This window comes from Catenibacterium sp. UBA627, from assembly GCF_002299355.1.
Classification (GTDB): domain Bacteria; phylum Bacillota_I; class Bacilli_A; order Erysipelotrichales; family Coprobacillaceae; genus Catenibacterium; species Catenibacterium mitsuoka.
The window spans coordinates 1-17,947 of sequence record NZ_DBPF01000035.1 but is presented as its reverse complement, the minus strand read 5'-3'; the positions used below and the strand labels follow the sequence as shown (position 1 = coordinate 17,947).

The window sequence follows — 17,947 nt, the reverse complement described above, 5'->3', positions numbered from 1 at the left end:
TTACCCTCCTAACTTCGATTTCATACTTTTCGCAAAACCAGCATCAAGGACCACAATCGCCATTCTATTGACTTTACCAACAGAATTAGATAACTCTTCACTTGTGCCAGCAATATAATAATCTACTTGATAATATGTACACTTATCAATATATTTCTTCTTCGTATTGTCACTTGCATCACTCGCAATGAGGACAAGATGTGCTTTACCTGACTGAATAGACTTTAAAGCACTCTCGCCAGTTGCAAGTTTTCTTCCACGCATTGCAAGACCTAACAAAGAGGCAACCTGCTTATTGAGCATAAGTCTTTAGTTCCTCATAGATTTCTTCAGGGATTTCAGCCTCAAGCACTCTATTTAAAATCTTTTTCTTTTTTGCTAGTTCAATAGCATCTAAAGAACGCTTTAAATAAGCGCCACGTCCGTTTTTCTTACCTGTTGGATCTACAGAAACTTCTCCTTCTTTATTTCTAACAATACGAATAAGTTCTTTCTTAGGCAGCTGCTCACCAGTTGCCACACATTTTCTTAAAGGCACTTTCTTCATAAAAGTTCACCTCTAGTCTTTATAATATTCATCATACTGATCATAATCAATATCTTCATCATATTTAGGATCATGATCTGGTTCATCAAAATCATCGTCATAATCAAATGATTCATCATCACCTAAGTCTTCTTCTACCTTATCCTCTACTTCATCCTCTTCAAGAGTTAAAGTAATAGTTTCTTTTTCTTCATCTGCTTCATGTTCTTCCATAGATTTCTTCATCTTTTCAAGAAGTTCCATATCTACTTCAGGCGCATCTAAATCAATACCTTCTTCTAAGATTTCAGATACTGACTTAATATCAATCTTCCAGTTAGTCAACTTAACTGCAAGTCTTGCGTTCTGACCACGCTTACCGATTGCTAAAGATAATTGATCATCAGGTACAACAACTAAAGCAGAATTCTTCGCATGATTTAACTTTACTCTTTCAACCTTAGCTGGAGAAAGAGCATGTGAAATAAATGTAACTGGATCATCAGACCATTCAATAATATCAATCATTTCACCATTTAATTCTTCAACAACATTTCTGACACGATTTCCCTTAGGACCAACGCATGCACCAATAGGATCGATATCAGGATTTGCTGTATAAACCGCAATCTTAGAACGTTCACCTGCTTCTCTGGAAACTGATTTGATTTCTACAGTTCCTTCGAAAATTTCAGGTACTTCCATTTCAAATAAACGTTTAACTAATCCTTCATGAGTACGAGATACACTAATATGAGTACCCTTTGTAGTACGTTCTACTTCACTCACATAAACCTTGACATGTTCACCTTCAACTAAAGTTTCACCAGGAATCTGATCTTTAGATGAAAGGAGAGCACCTGTCTTACCAATGTTGATAATCGCAAATCTTTCTTCTACACGATCAACAGTACCATTGATGATTTCATCAAGCTTATTGATATATTCGTTGTATAACGCTTCTTTTTCAGCTTCTCTGATTTTCTGTCTTAACAACTGTTTTGTCTGAATAGCAGCTAAACGACCAAATTCAGAAATATCAGCTTCTTCAACAACTTCATCCCCAACCTGATACTTAGGATCAATTTCCTGTGCTTCTTCAATAGAATATTCATAATCTTCATCATTTACATCATCTACAACATGATGAGTGATAAAAATTCTAATCTGTCCATCACCATCAATTTTACAATCAACGATTGATTCTGTACCACAATAGTTTTTCTTATATGACTTAGCAAGTGCTTCAGTCAATGCTTCAATTACAATAGCGCTATCAAGCCCTTTATCTTCGATAAGATTTTCAAGAGCTGATTTGTAACCTTTTTCCTTTTTCGCCACGTTTTTTACCTCCTAGAACTTTACAGCGAGTCTGATGAATTTAATATCATCATAATTTATAGTCATTTTCTTTTTTACAGCTTTCACCATATACTGGATCAATAATTCTTTGCCATCAATAGAGGCCAATGTTCCTTCTAGAGAATCGATTCCATTCTGTGGATTCTTCAAATCAATGTGAACATATGAGCCAACATGAGCTTCAACCTGCTCAAAAGTTTTTAATGGCTTTTCAATTCCTGGAGAAGATACTTCAAGATAATACTCGTCCTTGATCAAATCAAGTTCATCTAACTTTTCGCTTACAGCTTCACTGACTGCAACACAAGTATCCATGTCCAGATTTCCATCATTCTTTTCAATGAAAACACGCAAATACCATTCTCCTTTTTCCTTTACATATTCCATGGAATCAAGATGACATTCAAATGAAGCAATAATAGGCAATAAGCCTTCTTTAATTTTCTCTAGCATAGAACCTCCTATTCAATAAATAACGAGAGGGTCTCCCCTCTCGTCTTTTGCTAAATCGAGTATAGCACAGTTAAATGTGTAAGTCAAATAATGTTGAAAAACACGTAAAAAAATTATAGATCAAAGATTGTTAACTGATCACTTTCAGAAAAACCATTTAATACACCCATCTTCTGTAATGTCTCAATATGCGTTCCTGAAAGACGTGTTCTCTTTTTAATATCTTCAATAGAAGTGAAAGGTCTCTCTTTTCTTGCTTCTACAACTGAATCTCCTACTGCATCACCTAGTCCATCAATAGATGTAAATGGAGGAATAATAGCAGTCGGATCATCAGGATTACAAATAAACTTTCTTGAATCAGATTGTTCAAGAGAAATCTTGCTGAACTTCAATCCTCTTTCAAACATTTCTAGTGCAACTTCAAAGACAGTAATCAAGCCTTCTTCTTTGTTAGATGCTTTATGTTCTGCCTTTAATTTCAGACATTCCTGATATTTATCAAAAACAGCTTCTTTTCCTGCAATCAATGTTTCGATATCATAGAAATCACATCGTGTTGTAAAATAAACAGCATAGTATTCTCTTGGGTAATACAATTTCCACCATGCCACACGTATGGCACTTAATACATAAGCAACGGCATGGGCTTTAGGGAACATGTACTTGATTTTCAAGCATGAATCAATATACCACTGTGGCACATTATGCTTCTTCATTAATTCAACATAACCCTTTTGAGGGAATACTTTTGGTGATTTCCCTTTACGTACACATTCCATAATATCAAAGGCATCCTTGTTAGGAAGTCCTTTTTCAATTAAATACACCATGATATCATCACGACATCCAATAACTTCCTGTAATGTACAAGTTCCAGACTTGATCAATGTTTCTGCATTACCTAGATAAACATCGGTTCCATGAGACAAGCCTGAAATGATGACAAGTTCATTAAAGCTAGTTGGGTGCGTCTGTTCAAGCATGCCACGGACAAACTTCGTACCAAACTCTGGTAATCCTAAAGCACCTGTCTTGCAGTTAAGGAATGATAAATCACAGCCCAATGCTTTTGAACTATTAAATAAGCTCATAACCTTCTGATCATTTGTAGGAATAGACTTTGGATCTACACCTGTCATATCCTGAAGCATACGAATAACAGTTGGATCGACATGTCCCAAGATATCAAATTTTAATACGTTATCATGAATCTTATGGAAATCGAAGTGAGTTGTACGCCATTCCGCATTCACATCATCAGCTGGATACTGATAAGGTGTAAAGTCAAATACTTCCATATCATTTGGGATAACGATAATACCACCTGGATGCTGACCAGTTGTACGTTTAACACCTGTACATCCGTTGGCTAATCTTTGTAACTCAGCACTACGAATATTATCTTCTAAACCTAAATTCTCCGCATATGCCTTTGCATATCCATAGGCTGTCTTTTCTGCAACAGTAGAGATAGTACCTGCTCTAAAGACATGGTCTTCACCAAAAATCGTCTTTGTATAAGCATGCGCCTTAGGCTGATACTCACCAGAGAAGTTTAAGTCAATATCTGGGACCTTGTCGGCATTGAATCCTAAGAATGTTTCGAATGGAATGTTATGTCCTTCACCCTTCATCTTATGTCCACATACTGGGCAGTTCTTATCAGGTAAATCATAACCATCTGCAATAACACCTTCATCTAAGAATTCATTGTGTTTACAATGTGGACAGATATAATGAGGCGCCAATGGATTAACTTCTGAAATTCCCGCCATAGTGGCCACGAATGATGATCCTACAGAGCCTCGAGACCCTACAAGGTAACCTGCTTCATTAGATACTCTTACAAGTTCTGAAGCGATAAAATAAATAACGGCGAATCCGTGCTTGATGATATTGGACAACTCTTTTTCAAGTCTTGCTGACACAATTTCAGGTAAGACTTCACCATAAGTTGCATGTGCATTCTTATTACATAATTCTCTTAACTTCACATCTACATTTTCAATAGAAGGAGGATATAGTCCTTCTCTAGTGACAATAATATCGTCGCCAATCATATCAGCTACCTTATTAGTATTCGTGACAACATATTCATATGTTTCTTCATCACTTAAATAAGGGAAGCATTCCAACATTTCATCTGTCGTTCTTAAATAAACATCTGGTGTTAAAGCACGTGGATTATTTCTCACAAAAAGCGGATGAGGCTTACCATTAATCTGAATCTTAGAGTTAGTAATGAAAACTTCACGATAGACCTTATCTCTCTTATCTAGAAAGTGAACATCACCTGTTGCACAGATAAGTTTCTTTTCTTCCTTCGCAATTTTGATAATACGCTTATATATTCTTTCTATATCATCAATGGAATCATATTTACCACGATCGACAAGATACATAGCATCTTCTAAAGGCTGTATTTCAATATAATCATAGAATTTAATTTCTTCTCTTAATTCTTCTTCATCTCTTGTAGAAGCTATTTCAAATACTTTTGAATTGACACAGCCACTACCAAAAAGAAGTCCCTCACGATAAAATTCAAGTTCACTTCTTGGAATACGATCACATTGATGGAAATACTTTGTATTCGCAATAGAAACAAGTCTAAACATGTTTTTTAATCCCTCTGGTGTTTTCGCAAGAACACACATATGATAAGGGAAAGCATGTTTATAGCTTTCTTCAATTTCTATATCATTGATTTCATCTATTGTTTTAAATCCCTTTTTAATCAAATCCTGAAGCATGACATTAAAAGAATGGCTTAATACTTCAGCATCATAGTCCGCACGATGGGCTGCTTCTGTATCATAAGGAATATGATAAAAACGACAGACAGCACCTAGTCGATAAGAACGCTGTAATGGAATCAAACGTCTAGAAAGAGGTAATGTATCAATCCAAGGATTACTAATAGGACTTTTTCCCATACGTTCCAAAGCTTTATCAAGCATACCAATATCAAAACGTCCATTATGTGCAATTAATAGATCATCTCCAAAGAACTCCATCAAACGAGGCATGAACTCTTCAATTGTAGGAGCATTTCTAATATCTTCATTAGTAATAGATGTTAGTTCTGTAATCTTCTTAGAAATAGGTTTAGGAGATTTAATAAATGTCTGTAATCTTCCTACCTCTAAACCATTCTTTATCTTAACAGCACCTATTTCAGTAATATAGTCATCAATCTGAGATAAACCTGTAGTTTCTAAGTCGAAAGAAACATAAGTCAAATCATTGAGCTTTAAACCATTAGCATTGAATACACAATCAAAATGTGTATCAATCATATTCATTTCAACACCATAGATCATCTTTAATTTGTCTCCCGCAGCTGCCTGGGCATCAGGGAATGATTGTACATTACCATGATCAGTAACAGCAATAGCTTTCATACCCCATTCACTGGCTCTTTTTATATAGGAGCCTACACTTGCAATACCATCCATGGTAGACATATTAGAATGACAATGAAGTTCTACACGCTTCTTCTCTGCTTTATCCATGCGTGCTTTAGGAGCTGGAATAATTTCTATCTCAGTCGCAATAATAACCTGTTCTCGTGCAAAGCTATCATATTCAAAAGTACCTTTAGCACGAATCCATTTATCACCTTTTTTCAATTGCTGCATTTCTTCTAGTGTATTACGATTCTTATTTTCAAATCTCTTAATCATAATACTATCAGAATAGTCAGTCACAAGAAGTGTCTGGATGTGTTTACCGCTTTTCACCTGTGTTGTTTCTTCCTGGAAACAATATCCCTGTACAGTCACTTCACGCATGGTGTTATCTAACTGACTGATCTGAGTCATTACATATTCTTTCTTATAACGTTTATAGTTACCTGCTGGCTTAGAATATGAAGGTGCAGGTGCTTCATTCATTGCTTCATTGTATTTTTCTAAAGCACTTGAATCAATATGCACCCCTTTGTTTTCTTCCATCTTTGCAATCGTCTGCTGATAATCATGATTGTCTTTATCTACTTCAGCTCTTAGATCAATATCAATACCAAATCCTGATAGTAAAGAACGCATTTCAGGAAGCTGTGTCTTAATTGAATCACATTGAATATGATTAACAGTATGCAAAGTTAAAACATCACCCTTTAAATCTAAATCTTCTTTAGTCATCCCCTGCATTTCTGGTACATTTCCTAGTAGTGAATGCATAATATACTCACTATATTCAATTACATCTTCCTTTTTAAAATGATTTAATGTTGTTTCAAAGAGAAATTCACATGGATAAGGAAATAAGTGCTGTGCTTCTTTTAAAGCCTTTACATTACTAAGAGGCATTAATTCAGGTGAGCTAATATAAAAGGTATAACGGCTATCATTATGGACTACAACTCTTGTAATATCAGCATGAGAAAAAGCCTGATTCATTTCTATATGTAATTGTTGTAATAAAATACTTAATTTGTTCATAAAATCACCTTTAAAAAAGGAACCGAAGTTCCTTTACTGGAATAATCGCAGCAGATCCTGATAAGTTACTGCAATCATGAGACCAAATACAAGTGCGAGACCAAGCACCTGCAATGCATATTTCACTTTCACAGGAACTTCCCTATGAATAATACCTTCAATAAGTGAAAGAATGGCTTGATATCCATCTAAACCTGGAATAGGCAATAGGTTGAAGATACCAATATTCACAGATAACATAGCCACTAAATAAAGAAGTGTCGTAATTGAACCAGATTCTCTCACTTGTGAAGTCACTTTATAAATACCAACTGGCCCAGACATCTGCTTAATAGTAGCTGCAAAGTTAACTACAAGCTGTCCAAGCGCATTGAAAATTGCAGTAGACATCTCACATAATTGTTTAGATGTATAACTTAATGCCTCAGTCACACTCATTCTTCGAGTTACCTGCATGAAGCCAAGTACATAGCGTCCTTGTTCTTCATTATAAGGTGTTACAGTTTTAATAACGATACTATCTTTGCCTCGTCTAACAGTAATATCCAATGTCGCATTTTTAGATTCTATCTTTAATGCCTTCTTAGTCATATCATTATGAAGGTCTTCATAACTTGCCACTGCATAAGAAACACCTGTCTGTTTACATTCAATATTAGTGATGACATCACCTTTTTTAAAGCCATACTTCGTTGCAGAACCATTTTCTACAAGTGAACCTACTTCACAGCGATTTACGTTGATCTGTCCGCCTGTGAGATTTGCAGATAACATGATAACAAGCGCAAGCATAAAGTTCATGAAGACACCTGCAAGCATAATAATAATCTTCTGATAAGTCTTCTTGCCCTTTAATGTACGATCCAATGGAACATCCTTAAATTCTTCATTATCTTCCTGATCTGCTTCTCCTGCCATAGATACAAATCCACCTACTGGCAAAGCACGAATCTGAAATTCTGTTTCTTTTCCTTTTTTACCAAAAATTTTTGGACCCATACCAATGCTAAATGCACCACAATAAACCTTAAAGAATTTAGCTGCAATAAGGTGTCCTAATTCATGTATTACTATAATTCCTGTAAGAATAAGCAGGAATACTAATATATTAATTAAAGTCTGCATCTTATAAACCTACTCTCTTTCTTACAAAAGCTCTTGCATCTGCATCTATCTTAATTAATTCATCAAGAGTTGGATTTTCTACAACATTATGTGCATTCATTGCATCTTCAATCAAATCTACAATTTCTAAGAACTTAATCTTTCCATTGCGGAATAACTGATTGGCTTCTTCGTTGGCACCATTGAATACACAAGGCATACTTCCACCCTCTCTTCCTGCACGATAGGCAAGAGGTAATGCTTTAAATCTTTCAGTATCAGGCTTATAAAAATGAAGTGTTCCTATATCTGACAAAGAAAGTCTTTTACTATTCATTAAAGGTATTCTATGAGGATATGTCAGTGCATATTGAATAGGTAGACGCATATCTGGCGTTCCTAACTGACCAATTACAGCTGTATCTGTACATTCAATCATAGAATGAACCACACTTTCAGGATGAATTAAAACTTCAATATCATCATAATCTACATCAAAAAGCCATTTTGCTTCCATGACTTCTAATCCTTTATTAACTAAAGTCGCACTATCAATGGTAATTTTAGCACCCATACTCCAGTTAGGATGATTTAAAGCCTGTTCAACAGTAGCATCTTTCAGTTCACTTAAAGACTTATCTCTAAAACTTCCACCACTGCATGTTAAAAGAATTTTAGAAATCTCTCTTGGGTATTCTCCATGCATTGACTGGAAAATAGCACTATGTTCACTATCTACTGGTAATAATTGAATATTATATTCTTTTGCAAGAGGAATAATAATATGACCTGCAACAACTAAAGTTTCTTTATTAGCAAGTGCTATATCTTTACCCGCCTTAATTGCCTCAATAGTTGGTAATAGTCCAGCAAATCCAACAATCGCATTAAGAACGATTTCAGATTCTTCTAATGTGCTGATTTGAATTAATCCTTCCTGTCCTAGATAGAAATGACGGTCTGGATATTTTTCAGTTAGATAATCGAAATCTGCCTGTTCTAGTACGCAGATATGTGCAACAGGAAGCTGACTCATGATTTCTTCTAATTTCTTGATATTATGACCCGCTGACATGGCCACAATCTTGAATTCATCTGGATGTCCCAATACAACATCTAGTGTCTGTGTTCCAATAGAACCAGTAACACCAAGTACTGTAATATTTTTCATAAACTACCTCCTAAATTAGAGTAATGTAAGTAGAAATCCAAGAATCATGGAGTTAAAGATAATTGAATCAAAACGATCCAATACCCCACCATGACCAGGGAAAATCTGGGAATAGTCTTTTACTTCAAAAGTTCTCTTGATAGAGCTGAATGTTAAATCGCCAATCTGCCCAGTTGTTGCAAGCACAAAGCTCATTAAAGCAAGATGAGTCAATGGGTAAGGAATATGCATAAAATAAGCATAAGCAAGAGCTAATAATCCACCACATACAATACCACCAATAGAACCCTCAATAGTTTTCTTAGGTGAAAGACGTGGATTTAATTTATGTTTACCAATCGCACGGCCAACAAAATAAGCAAATGTATCAGCTCCAAGAGTTGCAAGTGCTAAGAAGATAACATATCTTAGATCAAGAGCTGTTCTAAAATAATAAACAGCATGAAGACCAAGGGCAACTAAAGTAGCACTTGTGAAATAATAGGAAATTCTTAAAAAAGGCATACCTGCATCAAAAATTCCACAAGTTAATAAAACAACCATATAGATTACAATAAACATATTAGAAACAAGTAATCCTTTTGAAAAGAATAATGATCCTAAAATATAAGCACCTAATACAATGTATAAATAAAAATGAGGTTTAGGTTCTTTTGTAATAGATAGTAATTCATATGTGGCCATTACTCCAATAAAAGCCATGAGAATTTTAAAAGGTATACCACTTACAATAACGCATGGTAAAAAAAGTACAACTAATACAATCGCTGTTATGATTCTTTGTTTCATTATTTTACGCCTCCATAACGACGGTCTCTATTCTGATACTTCCAGATGCATTCATGTAGTTTTTCCGCATTAAAATCAGGCCAATATGCTTCATCAAAAATAAATTCAGCATAACTAAGCTGCCATAATAAGAAGTTAGATAAACGGCACTCACCACTTGAACGAATCATTAAATCAACAGGTGGTAATTCTTTAGTCATTAAATGTGACTCAAAATAATCTTCTGTAATATTATCCAGGCTCACTTTTCCTTCTTTATATTCTTCACAAATTGTTTTAGTAGCTTCAACAATTTCATCACGACCACCATAGATGAATGCAAAGACAAGTTTTAAACCTGTATTATCTTTAGTCTTTGTGATTGCATCATTAATAATATCCTGCGTTTCCTTTGGAGCTAGTTCTAAATGACCTATTGTCATAATACGAACATTATTATCCATTAATTCCTGAAAATAAAGAGAAAAGAATTCTTTAGGCAACTTAAAGATATAATCTACTTCACTCTGTTCTCTCTTGAAGTTTTCAGTAGAAAAAGCATAAACAGTCATGGCTTTTACACCTAAGTTATTCGCTTCTAAAGCAAGATTTCTTATTGTTTTAGTTCCTTCATGATGGCCATATGTTCTAGGCATTTTTCTCTTTTTAGCCCATCTTCCATTTCCATCCATAATAAATGCGATATGTGCTGGGATGCGATCCATATCTAATGTATATTTTTCTTTTCTTTTAAAAAGCATTATAATCACCTCATAAACCGTATTATAGCATAGTGCACTACATTTTCAAACAATCAAAAAAGGAGGACTTTATGAATCCTCCTTTAAATGGCATTAAACTGTCATTAAATCCTTTTCCTTTTCTTTAGCAATCTGGTCAATCTTCTTAACAAATTCATTTGTTAAATCCTGAACATCTTCCTTACCTGCTTTTACTTCATCTTCAGTTTCGCCAGTTTTTTCAACATCAGTATTTGCATTTCTTCTGATATTTCTTAAAGCAACCTTAGCTTCTTCAGCAAGTTTATTCACCTGCTTAACCATTTCTTTTCTTCTTTCTTCAGTTAGAGGTGGAATAACGATACGAATTACAGTTCCATCGTTCTGTGGAGTTAAACCTAAATCAGACTGATAAATACCATGTTCAATATCCTTCATAGAATTCTTATCATAAGGCTTGATTACTAACTGACGACCTTCTACAACTGAGATACCTGCTACCTGATTTAAAGGAGTTGGTGAACCATAATATTCAACCATAACTCTATCAAGCATGCTTGGGTTAGCACGTCCTGTTCTAATATTAACTAATTCATTAGAGAAAGCTTCTACAGATTTCTCCATCTTTTCTTTTGCTTCTTCAAGTACTAATTCTACCATTATTATTCTCCCTTTGAAATAATTGTACCCGCTACTTCCTGTTTACATGCAAGCGCAATATTTCCTTCTTTCTGCATATTAAATACACTTAAATCAATATTATTGTCTTTACATAAAGTAATAGCTGTCTGATCCATGATTTTTAAATCTTTATTAAGAACATCTAAATAAGTTAACTTATCAAACTTAACAGCATTTGGATCTAACTTAGGGTCAGCTGAATAAACACCATCTACACCATTTTTAGCCATCAAGATAACATCTGCATGAATTTCAGCAGCTCTTAATGCAGCTGTTGTATCAGTTGTGAAATATGGGCTACCAGTTCCAGCTGAGAAAATAACAATACGACCTTTTTCAAGATGACGTACAGCTCTTCTTCTGATATATGGTTCAGCAACTTCCTTCATATCAATTGCAGTCATAACACGTGTTTCAAGACCAATTGATTCTAAGGCATTCTGCAATGCAAGACCATTCATAACAGTTGCAAGCATACCCATGTAATCAGCGCTTGCTCTTTCCATACCCATATCAGCACCAGTCTTACCTCTCCAGATATTACCGCCGCCACAAACAATCGCAATTTCAACACCAAGATCTTTTGCATCCTTGATCTGTTCTGCGATATCTTTAACTACAATAGGATTAATGCCAAAGCCCTGATCACCAGCCAGAGCTTCACCACTTATTTTTAATAAAACTCTTTTATAATTCATATGAATCTCCTTCTGTAAAATCTACAAATTAATTATAAATAGAATTAACTTTATAGTCAACAGTGAACTAATGAGACAAAAAATACTCTTTAAGAAAAAACTTCCTGTTCAAATGTTCAGGAAGTCATTTATATCTATGAATTACTATTCTTTGGTAAGATTAAATTTAATATAATTGCAGTAATAGTCGCAAGTACAACTGGAGATTTACCAAAGATAGTTGTAACCCAAGATGGGAATGTAGCAAGTGCTGCGTTCGCTTGAGTAACACCCATACCTAAAGCAACAGCTAAGCCAACAACTGTTGTGTTTCTGAAATCCATAGGATGAGATGCAATAAGTTTAATACCTGTCATTGCAATAGAAGCGAATACAGATACAGTCGCACCACCAAGTACACAATAAGGAATTGTAGTTAGAAGTGATGAGAACTTAGGAATAAGGCCAGCAACTAAAATAATACATGCAGCAAGTCCAAATACCTTCTTAGAAACAACTTTTGTAGAACCAACGATACCAACGTTCTGACTATAAGTAGCAGTTGGTAACCCACCAAATAAAGCACAGAAGATATTAGTTAAACCATAAGCAACAATACCACCATTTAATTCTTCATCTGTAGGCATACGATCCATACCACCTGTAGTAGTAGCAGAGAAATCACCAATAGCCTGAATAGAGTTAATAGCGAATAATACTCCTATAGCAACACAGGCTGCTGGATTAAATTTAACACCAAAATGCATAAATTGTGGTAAAGCGAACCAAGACGCATTGGCAACAGCTGAGAAATCCACCATATGAAAGCATAAAGCAATAATATAGCCAACAATAATGCCAATTAAGATAGATGCAAGTTTGAAAATCCCTTTACCATAATGGTTCAAGAAAGTAACAACAGCTAATGTTATAAACGCAATAAGCCAGTTCTGCCAAGAACCATAAGATTTAGAAGCTGCACCACCAGCCATATAATTAATAGCTGTAGGATACAATGATAATCCGATTGAGAATACAACTGTACCAGTAATAAGTGGTGGGAAGAATTTTCTAATCTTTTTTACAAATATACCTACAATAACCGCAACAATACCACCAGCAATCTGTGCACCTAAGATAGTGGCAATATCAAATTCACCAGCAATAGCCTGCATAGTAGGCAAATAAGCAAAACTAATTCCCATAATAACAGGTAAACCTGATCCAATAGAAAACTTCTTTCCTCTTAATAGTGGAAAAACCTGAAATAATGTAGAGATTGCAGACATAGTTAATGCAGCCTGAATCAGAATAACTGAATCACTTGCTGAAAGTCCAGCAACTCCTGAAATAATAATAGCAGGTGCAACACATCCGACAACCATTGCCACAACGTGCTGAAGTGCCAAAGGTAAAGCTTGTAATGTAGAAGGCTTTCCATCAATTTTGAAAAGTTCTTCAGACATACTAGTTTGATCTTTACTCATATTTCCTCCTCGTTTGTATACAAAAAATACAATTCAGATGATAACACGTAAATCTCTAATATGCAATGTATTTATCATTATAAGAAAATAGTAAAAAAAGAAGTACATATTGTACTTCTTCTAAAACCCATAATTATTTTTTAGCAGCAGCCATCTGAGCAGCTACTTCAGCGGCGAAGTCTTCTTCTTTGTGTTCCATGCCTTCACCAACCATGAATCTAGCCATTTCAACAATTTTACCATTTCCTAAGAACTGAGCAACTGTTAAATCAGGGTTCTTAACGAATTCCTGATCAACTAAGCAGATAGCTTTTAATTCTTTATTTAAACGTCCAGCAATCATCTTTTCTACGATGTTTTCTGGTTTAGGTTTAGCTGACTTAGCATTTTCTTCTAAAGCCTGTTTCTTTAATACTTCAGTTTCCTTAGCAATATGTTCTGCTGGGATAGCTGATCTATCGATGAACTGAGGAGCACTTGCAGCTACGTGCATAGCAACGTCTCTAGCCTTTTCTTCATCGCTATCAGCGATCTTAACTAAAGCAGTGATCTTACCACCCATATGAGAGTAAGCACCGAATACTTCGTTATCAGCCTTAGTCATAACAACAAATCTTCTTAAAGATAATTTTTCACCAATCTTACCTGATTTTTCAGCGATTGCAGTAGCAAGGTCTTTACCATCTAATTCAATCTTTAAAGCTGAATCTAAATCAGCTGGTTCATTTGTAACGATAGTCTTTGCAACATTGTTTACTAATTCCTGGAATTCAGCATTCTTAGCTACGAAGTCAGTTTCTGAGTTAACTTCTACTAAAGCCGCCTTATTACCATCAATTACAAATGCAGATAAACCTTCAGCTGCAATTCTATCAGCCTTCTTAGCTGCCTTTGCGATACCTTTTTCTCTTAACCAGTCAAAAGCTTCTTCGATATTACCGTTAGTTGCATCTAAAGCCTTTTTACAGTCCATCATACCTGCACCAGTTTTTTCACGTAATTCTTTTACTAATTTTGCACTAATTGCCATTTGTTTTTCCTCCGTATTTTTATTAAAAAGGAGAAAGCATAATGCTTTCTCCTTTTGATTATGCTTCAGTCTTGTCAGTTCTTGGAGCTTTATTTCTTCTAGGGCCGTTTTTATATCTTGGTCCTTTGTTGTTTTTATTTTCTTCAACGCTTGCAACAGCATCGTTCATTGTTACTTCTTTTTCTTCTTCATCTTTAATGAATGCTACAGTAGTAGGTTCACCCTTAGCTTCGCAGATAGCATCAGCCATAGCAGCAACGATTAACTTAACAGCTCTGATTGCATCATCGTTTGCAGGGATAACATGATCTACTTCATCAGGATCACAGTTAGTATCAACGATACCGAATACTGGGATACCTAAAATCTTAGCTTCAGCAACAGCATTGTGTTCAACCTTTGGATCAACAACGAATAAAGCATTTGGTAACTTCTTCATTTCTTTGATACCGCCAAGATTTCTTTCTAACTTAGCCTTTTCTTTCATAAGAAGAACTGCTTCTTTCTTAGTATACTGTTCTAAGCTTCCGTCTTCTTCCATCTTTTCAAGTTCAATAAGTCTCTTAATTCTCTTCTGGATAGTCTTGAAGTTTGTTAAAGTTCCACCTAACCATCTAGAATTTACGAAATAAGAACCTGATCTTTCAGCTTCAGTCTGAACAGCTTCCTGAGCCTGCTTCTTAGTACCAACAAATAAAACCTTACCGCCCTTTTCAGCGATTTCTTTCATTGCCTGATAAGCTTCATCTAATTTGTCTGAAGACTTCTTTAAGTCAATGATATAGATTCCATTTCTTGATGTAAAGATGTATGGAGCCATTTTTGGGTTCCATCTCTTTGTCTGATGTCCGAAATGAACACCAACTTCTAATAATTTTTTCATTGAAATTACTGGCATGTGTAATTTCCTCCTTTTTGTTTTTTCCTCCACTATTTCTAACATAGCTCACCTGTTAGGCACTCGAACCATGAATCCATAGTGTGTGTATTTCAAACACCATGACATATTACCATAAAATTTAATGAAATACAATAAAAAAAGAGAAGAAATTGAATTCTTCTCTTAAATATCTTTTAAGTCAAAATCATTTGGTTCGATATGGATATCAAATTGTTTATATACGAGATATACTATTGATGCAAATATGAGATTCATAACTAATGTAGGAATAAATCTCATTGTTGTAAACTGAATGATACCAATATAAGTTGAACGCGAAATAAGCATCAACCAATATATTACAAATTCCTTAAACGTAATGATAAGACCTGCATATACTACTGATTCAAAGCATGTAATGTTGTCATTTCTATAAATATATGTTCTTACAAAAGTAATTGCACAATAAATAAGAATATAGACCATTAATGAATTTGAGTAACATACACTATAATAAAGACCGCATGCTGCTCCAAAGAAAAATCTTTCAGATTTATCATGAATCGTAACAGTTAATAATGAAAACATCAACAGCCCAATACAGGGAACAAATGTAAGACCAGAACGATTGATATTAGTTGGAATAAAGAAATTAATCACACTATCAATCAAATAACATACAAACATAATCAGGAAATTCTTGATGATCTGATTATTCTTCATATTAATTAACCCTCTGCACAACTGCTACATAATTTAATGTATCATAGTTAACAGATGGCTTTACAGTAACATATTTACCACTCGCATCATTGCCAGCATTAAATCCTTCCACTTTGCCTACTAAGATACCTCTTGGAGACTTTCCTTTTCCACCCAACCCACTAGTAGTTACATTTAATCCCTTTTGAATCTTATCCACTGTAGATAATAAAGAGACTTTATAAGTTCCAGATTTTACATTATAGCCATTTAATAAACCATAATATATATTATTACCATCCACAATCATCACAGGAAGCTGAACACTGTTATTTTCTGAACAAAGCAATGTCACAGTAGAAGAAATAGTGCCTACTTTAGTAACTGTTCCAATCATTCCTTTAGACGTAATAACAGCCATGCCTTTCTTGATCTGAGAATTAGTTCCCATATCAATCTTCACTTGGTTACTCCATGATTCAGCATCTCTTTCAATAATTGTTGTATATTTTACTTTATAGTCAGTAGGTAAAGATTCAATATTTGTAATTTTCTTCATTTCTGACAATTCATTTGATAATACTTCATTCATCGCAAGTTCACTTGCATAATTATCAAGTGAACGCTTTAATTTCTTATTTTCACGATAAACAAGTTTTAGATCATGATACTCAGTAAAGACATTCTTTACATATTTTACTGGCGCCTTAATAATATAATATTCAGCATTCGCAACTGTATCCTGAAATACACTTGAAAATGGTAGTTCAGTAATACCTGAAACAAGAGCATAAACAGATGTAATAATCAATACTATAGTAATGATAATCATTCTTCTCGTATGCTTGTTTTTCTTCTTTTTATACAATGACATCACCTCGGTGAATACATTATAATATCTCTTTTTGAAAAATGCAATCATAAGGAAAAACAGTTATAAGATTGAAGAATATACCTTCTCTGCTTTAAAGCTATAATATTGATTTCTACCTATTATGATATGGTCTACAATATCCACATTCATCATCTTTCCTAAATCTACTAGTTTCTGTGTCATACTAATATCCTCGCTTGATGGATGCGCATCACCTGAAGGATGATTATGAACACAGATGATACTGACACCATTAAAAGCGAGAGCTTCTCTAAAAATTTCTCTTGCTGATACTATGGACATATTGACACTACCGATAAATAATGTTTTTTCAGCAATTAAACGATTATGATTATCTAAAATCATAATCAAAAAATGTTCCTGTGATAAATAAGACATTTTCGTCTCTAAGTGATAAAAGACTTTTGTAGGACTATCATACACTTCATTTATATTTGTATGATTATTAATTCTCTTAGAGAATTCTAATGCTGCCATAATTCCTATAGCCTTGGCTTTATTAATTCCTTTAAAAGATAATAATTTCGCAAACGTAATAGTATGAAACCCATTCATACCATGTATTTCTCTTAGTATCGTAGAAGATAAATCTAAAACCGACTGCTCTTTATTGCCAGTTCTTAATAATAACGCAAGAAGTTCTTCGTCGGTCAATGATTCTATACCATTCAAGAGTGCTTTTTCTCTAGGCTGAGAAGACTGTTCAAGTCCCTTGATCATAAATATCTGCCACTCAAAATATGATAAAATATACTCACATCGAGATAATGTAAGTTCTCACGAACATTACTTACTATTTCTTCGTGTATGCTTTGGATTGACCGAAATCATATCTATTCACAAGTTCTTGCATACTCCATAGTCATAAATTCCCAAAATAGCCTTCGGTACATACCTACGTTTGCGTTTGTTTATGCAACTTCGTAAGTTTTAGCATCTCTCAGGTTAGTAGAAGCATTAAAATCTCTGTTTTCGATATAACCATAGTCACATTTGAAAATTCTGCAAAGCAACTGCCTTTGA

Annotated in this window: 17 protein-coding genes; all 17 read right to left on the bottom strand. The window is 34.5% G+C overall.

Annotated features, from left to right (window positions below):
• A complete protein-coding gene (locus tag B2S90_RS02190) occupies nt 1-303 on the bottom strand; it encodes a L7Ae/L30e/S12e/Gadd45 family ribosomal protein (protein WP_055233921.1) in 303 nt (100 codons plus the stop codon).
• A complete protein-coding gene (gene rnpM / locus B2S90_RS02185) occupies nt 293-547 on the bottom strand; it encodes an RNase P modulator RnpM (protein ID WP_006506693.1) in 255 nt (84 codons plus the stop codon). Before rnpM ends, B2S90_RS02190 begins: the two co-directional genes overlap by 11 nt.
• Before the next feature lie 12 nt (nt 548-559).
• Nucleotides 560-1,867 (bottom strand): transcription termination factor NusA, encoded by a 1,308-nt coding sequence (nusA, locus tag B2S90_RS02180; RefSeq protein WP_278861195.1) that lies wholly within the window; start codon nt 1,865-1,867, stop codon nt 560-562.
• Nucleotides 1,868-1,879: 12 nt separating this feature from the next.
• Nucleotides 1,880-2,341 (bottom strand): ribosome maturation factor RimP, encoded by a 462-nt coding sequence (rimP, locus tag B2S90_RS02175; RefSeq protein WP_055233922.1) that lies wholly within the window; start codon nt 2,339-2,341, stop codon nt 1,880-1,882.
• A gap of 113 nt (nt 2,342-2,454) precedes the next feature.
• The gene (locus B2S90_RS02170) at nt 2,455-6,789 is read right to left on the bottom strand and encodes a PolC-type DNA polymerase III (protein ID WP_286696491.1); all 4,335 of its coding nucleotides are present in this window, start codon (nt 6,787-6,789) and stop codon (nt 2,455-2,457) included.
• 33 nt (nt 6,790-6,822) lie between these two features.
• The gene (locus tag B2S90_RS02165; RefSeq protein ID WP_286696490.1) at nt 6,823-7,914 is read right to left on the bottom strand and encodes a M50 family metallopeptidase; all 1,092 of its coding nucleotides are present in this window, start codon (nt 7,912-7,914) and stop codon (nt 6,823-6,825) included.
• Between the two features lies 1 nt (nt 7,915).
• Nucleotides 7,916-9,064, bottom strand: coding sequence for a 1-deoxy-D-xylulose-5-phosphate reductoisomerase (locus tag B2S90_RS02160; protein ID WP_286696489.1), 1,149 nt, complete (start codon nt 9,062-9,064; stop codon nt 7,916-7,918).
• Between the two features lie 15 nt (nt 9,065-9,079).
• A complete protein-coding gene (locus B2S90_RS02155; RefSeq protein WP_278779140.1) occupies nt 9,080-9,853 on the bottom strand; it encodes a phosphatidate cytidylyltransferase in 774 nt (257 codons plus the stop codon).
• A complete protein-coding gene (locus B2S90_RS02150; protein ID WP_278779138.1) occupies nt 9,853-10,593 on the bottom strand; it encodes an isoprenyl transferase in 741 nt (246 codons plus the stop codon). The genes B2S90_RS02155 and B2S90_RS02150 overlap by 1 nt, the downstream gene beginning before the upstream one ends.
• Before the next feature lie 93 nt (nt 10,594-10,686).
• Complete coding sequence (gene frr, locus B2S90_RS02145) at nt 10,687-11,232, bottom strand: ribosome recycling factor (protein WP_055235044.1); 546 nt, start codon at nt 11,230-11,232, stop codon at nt 10,687-10,689.
• Nucleotides 11,233-11,234: 2 nt separating this feature from the next.
• The gene (gene pyrH / locus B2S90_RS02140; RefSeq protein WP_006504335.1) at nt 11,235-11,951 is read right to left on the bottom strand and encodes a UMP kinase; all 717 of its coding nucleotides are present in this window, start codon (nt 11,949-11,951) and stop codon (nt 11,235-11,237) included.
• Nucleotides 11,952-12,085: 134 nt separating this feature from the next.
• Nucleotides 12,086-13,417 carry a uracil-xanthine permease family protein gene (locus B2S90_RS02135; RefSeq protein ID WP_286696488.1) on the bottom strand — a complete coding sequence of 444 codons (1,332 nt, stop codon included), beginning with the start codon at nt 13,415-13,417 and terminating at the stop codon, nt 12,086-12,088.
• A gap of 133 nt (nt 13,418-13,550) precedes the next feature.
• Nucleotides 13,551-14,447, bottom strand: coding sequence for a translation elongation factor Ts (gene tsf / locus B2S90_RS02130; RefSeq protein WP_055235277.1), 897 nt, complete (start codon nt 14,445-14,447; stop codon nt 13,551-13,553).
• 58 nt (nt 14,448-14,505) lie between these two features.
• A complete protein-coding gene (gene rpsB / locus B2S90_RS02125) occupies nt 14,506-15,345 on the bottom strand; it encodes a 30S ribosomal protein S2 (RefSeq protein WP_055289668.1) in 840 nt (279 codons plus the stop codon).
• A gap of 165 nt (nt 15,346-15,510) precedes the next feature.
• Entirely contained in the window at nt 15,511-16,050 is a 540-nt protein-coding gene (locus B2S90_RS02120) for a hypothetical protein (protein WP_055235190.1), read from the bottom strand.
• 1 nt (nt 16,051) lies between these two features.
• The gene (gene mreC / locus B2S90_RS02115; protein ID WP_238703639.1) at nt 16,052-16,903 is read right to left on the bottom strand and encodes a rod shape-determining protein MreC; all 852 of its coding nucleotides are present in this window, start codon (nt 16,901-16,903) and stop codon (nt 16,052-16,054) included.
• Nucleotides 16,904-16,963: 60 nt separating this feature from the next.
• Nucleotides 16,964-17,644 carry a RadC family protein gene (radC, locus tag B2S90_RS02110; protein ID WP_055288722.1) on the bottom strand — a complete coding sequence of 227 codons (681 nt, stop codon included), beginning with the start codon at nt 17,642-17,644 and terminating at the stop codon, nt 16,964-16,966.
• Nucleotides 17,645-17,947 lie beyond the last annotated feature (303 nt).

Bases quoted from the DNA above. Each gene is read 5' to 3' on its own strand.
- frr (WP_055235044.1), bottom strand. From the start codon at position 11,232: ATGGTAGAATTAGTACTTGAAGAAGCAAAAGAAAAGATGGAGAAATCT.
- B2S90_RS02150 (WP_278779138.1), bottom strand. From the start codon at position 10,593: ATGCTTTTTAAAAGAAAAGAAAAATATACATTAGATATGGATCGCATC.
- rpsB (WP_055289668.1), bottom strand. From the start codon at position 15,345: ATGCCAGTAATTTCAATGAAAAAATTATTAGAAGTTGGTGTTCATTTC.
- B2S90_RS02190 (WP_055233921.1), bottom strand. From the start codon at position 303: ATGCTCAATAAGCAGGTTGCCTCTTTGTTAGGTCTTGCAATGCGTGGA.
- B2S90_RS02120 (WP_055235190.1), bottom strand. From the start codon at position 16,050: ATGAAGAATAATCAGATCATCAAGAATTTCCTGATTATGTTTGTATGT.
- rnpM (WP_006506693.1), bottom strand. From the start codon at position 547: ATGAAGAAAGTGCCTTTAAGAAAATGTGTGGCAACTGGTGAGCAGCTG.
- B2S90_RS02160 (WP_286696489.1), bottom strand. From the start codon at position 9,064: ATGAAAAATATTACAGTACTTGGTGTTACTGGTTCTATTGGAACACAG.
- rimP (WP_055233922.1), bottom strand. From the start codon at position 2,341: ATGCTAGAGAAAATTAAAGAAGGCTTATTGCCTATTATTGCTTCATTT.
- mreC (WP_238703639.1), bottom strand. From the start codon at position 16,903: ATGTCATTGTATAAAAAGAAGAAAAACAAGCATACGAGAAGAATGATT.
- B2S90_RS02170 (WP_286696491.1), bottom strand. From the start codon at position 6,789: ATGAACAAATTAAGTATTTTATTACAACAATTACATATAGAAATGAAT.
- B2S90_RS02135 (WP_286696488.1), bottom strand. From the start codon at position 13,417: ATGAGTAAAGATCAAACTAGTATGTCTGAAGAACTTTTCAAAATTGAT.
- B2S90_RS02165 (WP_286696490.1), bottom strand. From the start codon at position 7,914: ATGCAGACTTTAATTAATATATTAGTATTCCTGCTTATTCTTACAGGA.
- tsf (WP_055235277.1), bottom strand. From the start codon at position 14,447: ATGGCAATTAGTGCAAAATTAGTAAAAGAATTACGTGAAAAAACTGGT.
- radC (WP_055288722.1), bottom strand. From the start codon at position 17,644: ATGATCAAGGGACTTGAACAGTCTTCTCAGCCTAGAGAAAAAGCACTC.
- pyrH (WP_006504335.1), bottom strand. From the start codon at position 11,951: ATGAATTATAAAAGAGTTTTATTAAAAATAAGTGGTGAAGCTCTGGCT.
- B2S90_RS02155 (WP_278779140.1), bottom strand. From the start codon at position 9,853: ATGAAACAAAGAATCATAACAGCGATTGTATTAGTTGTACTTTTTTTA.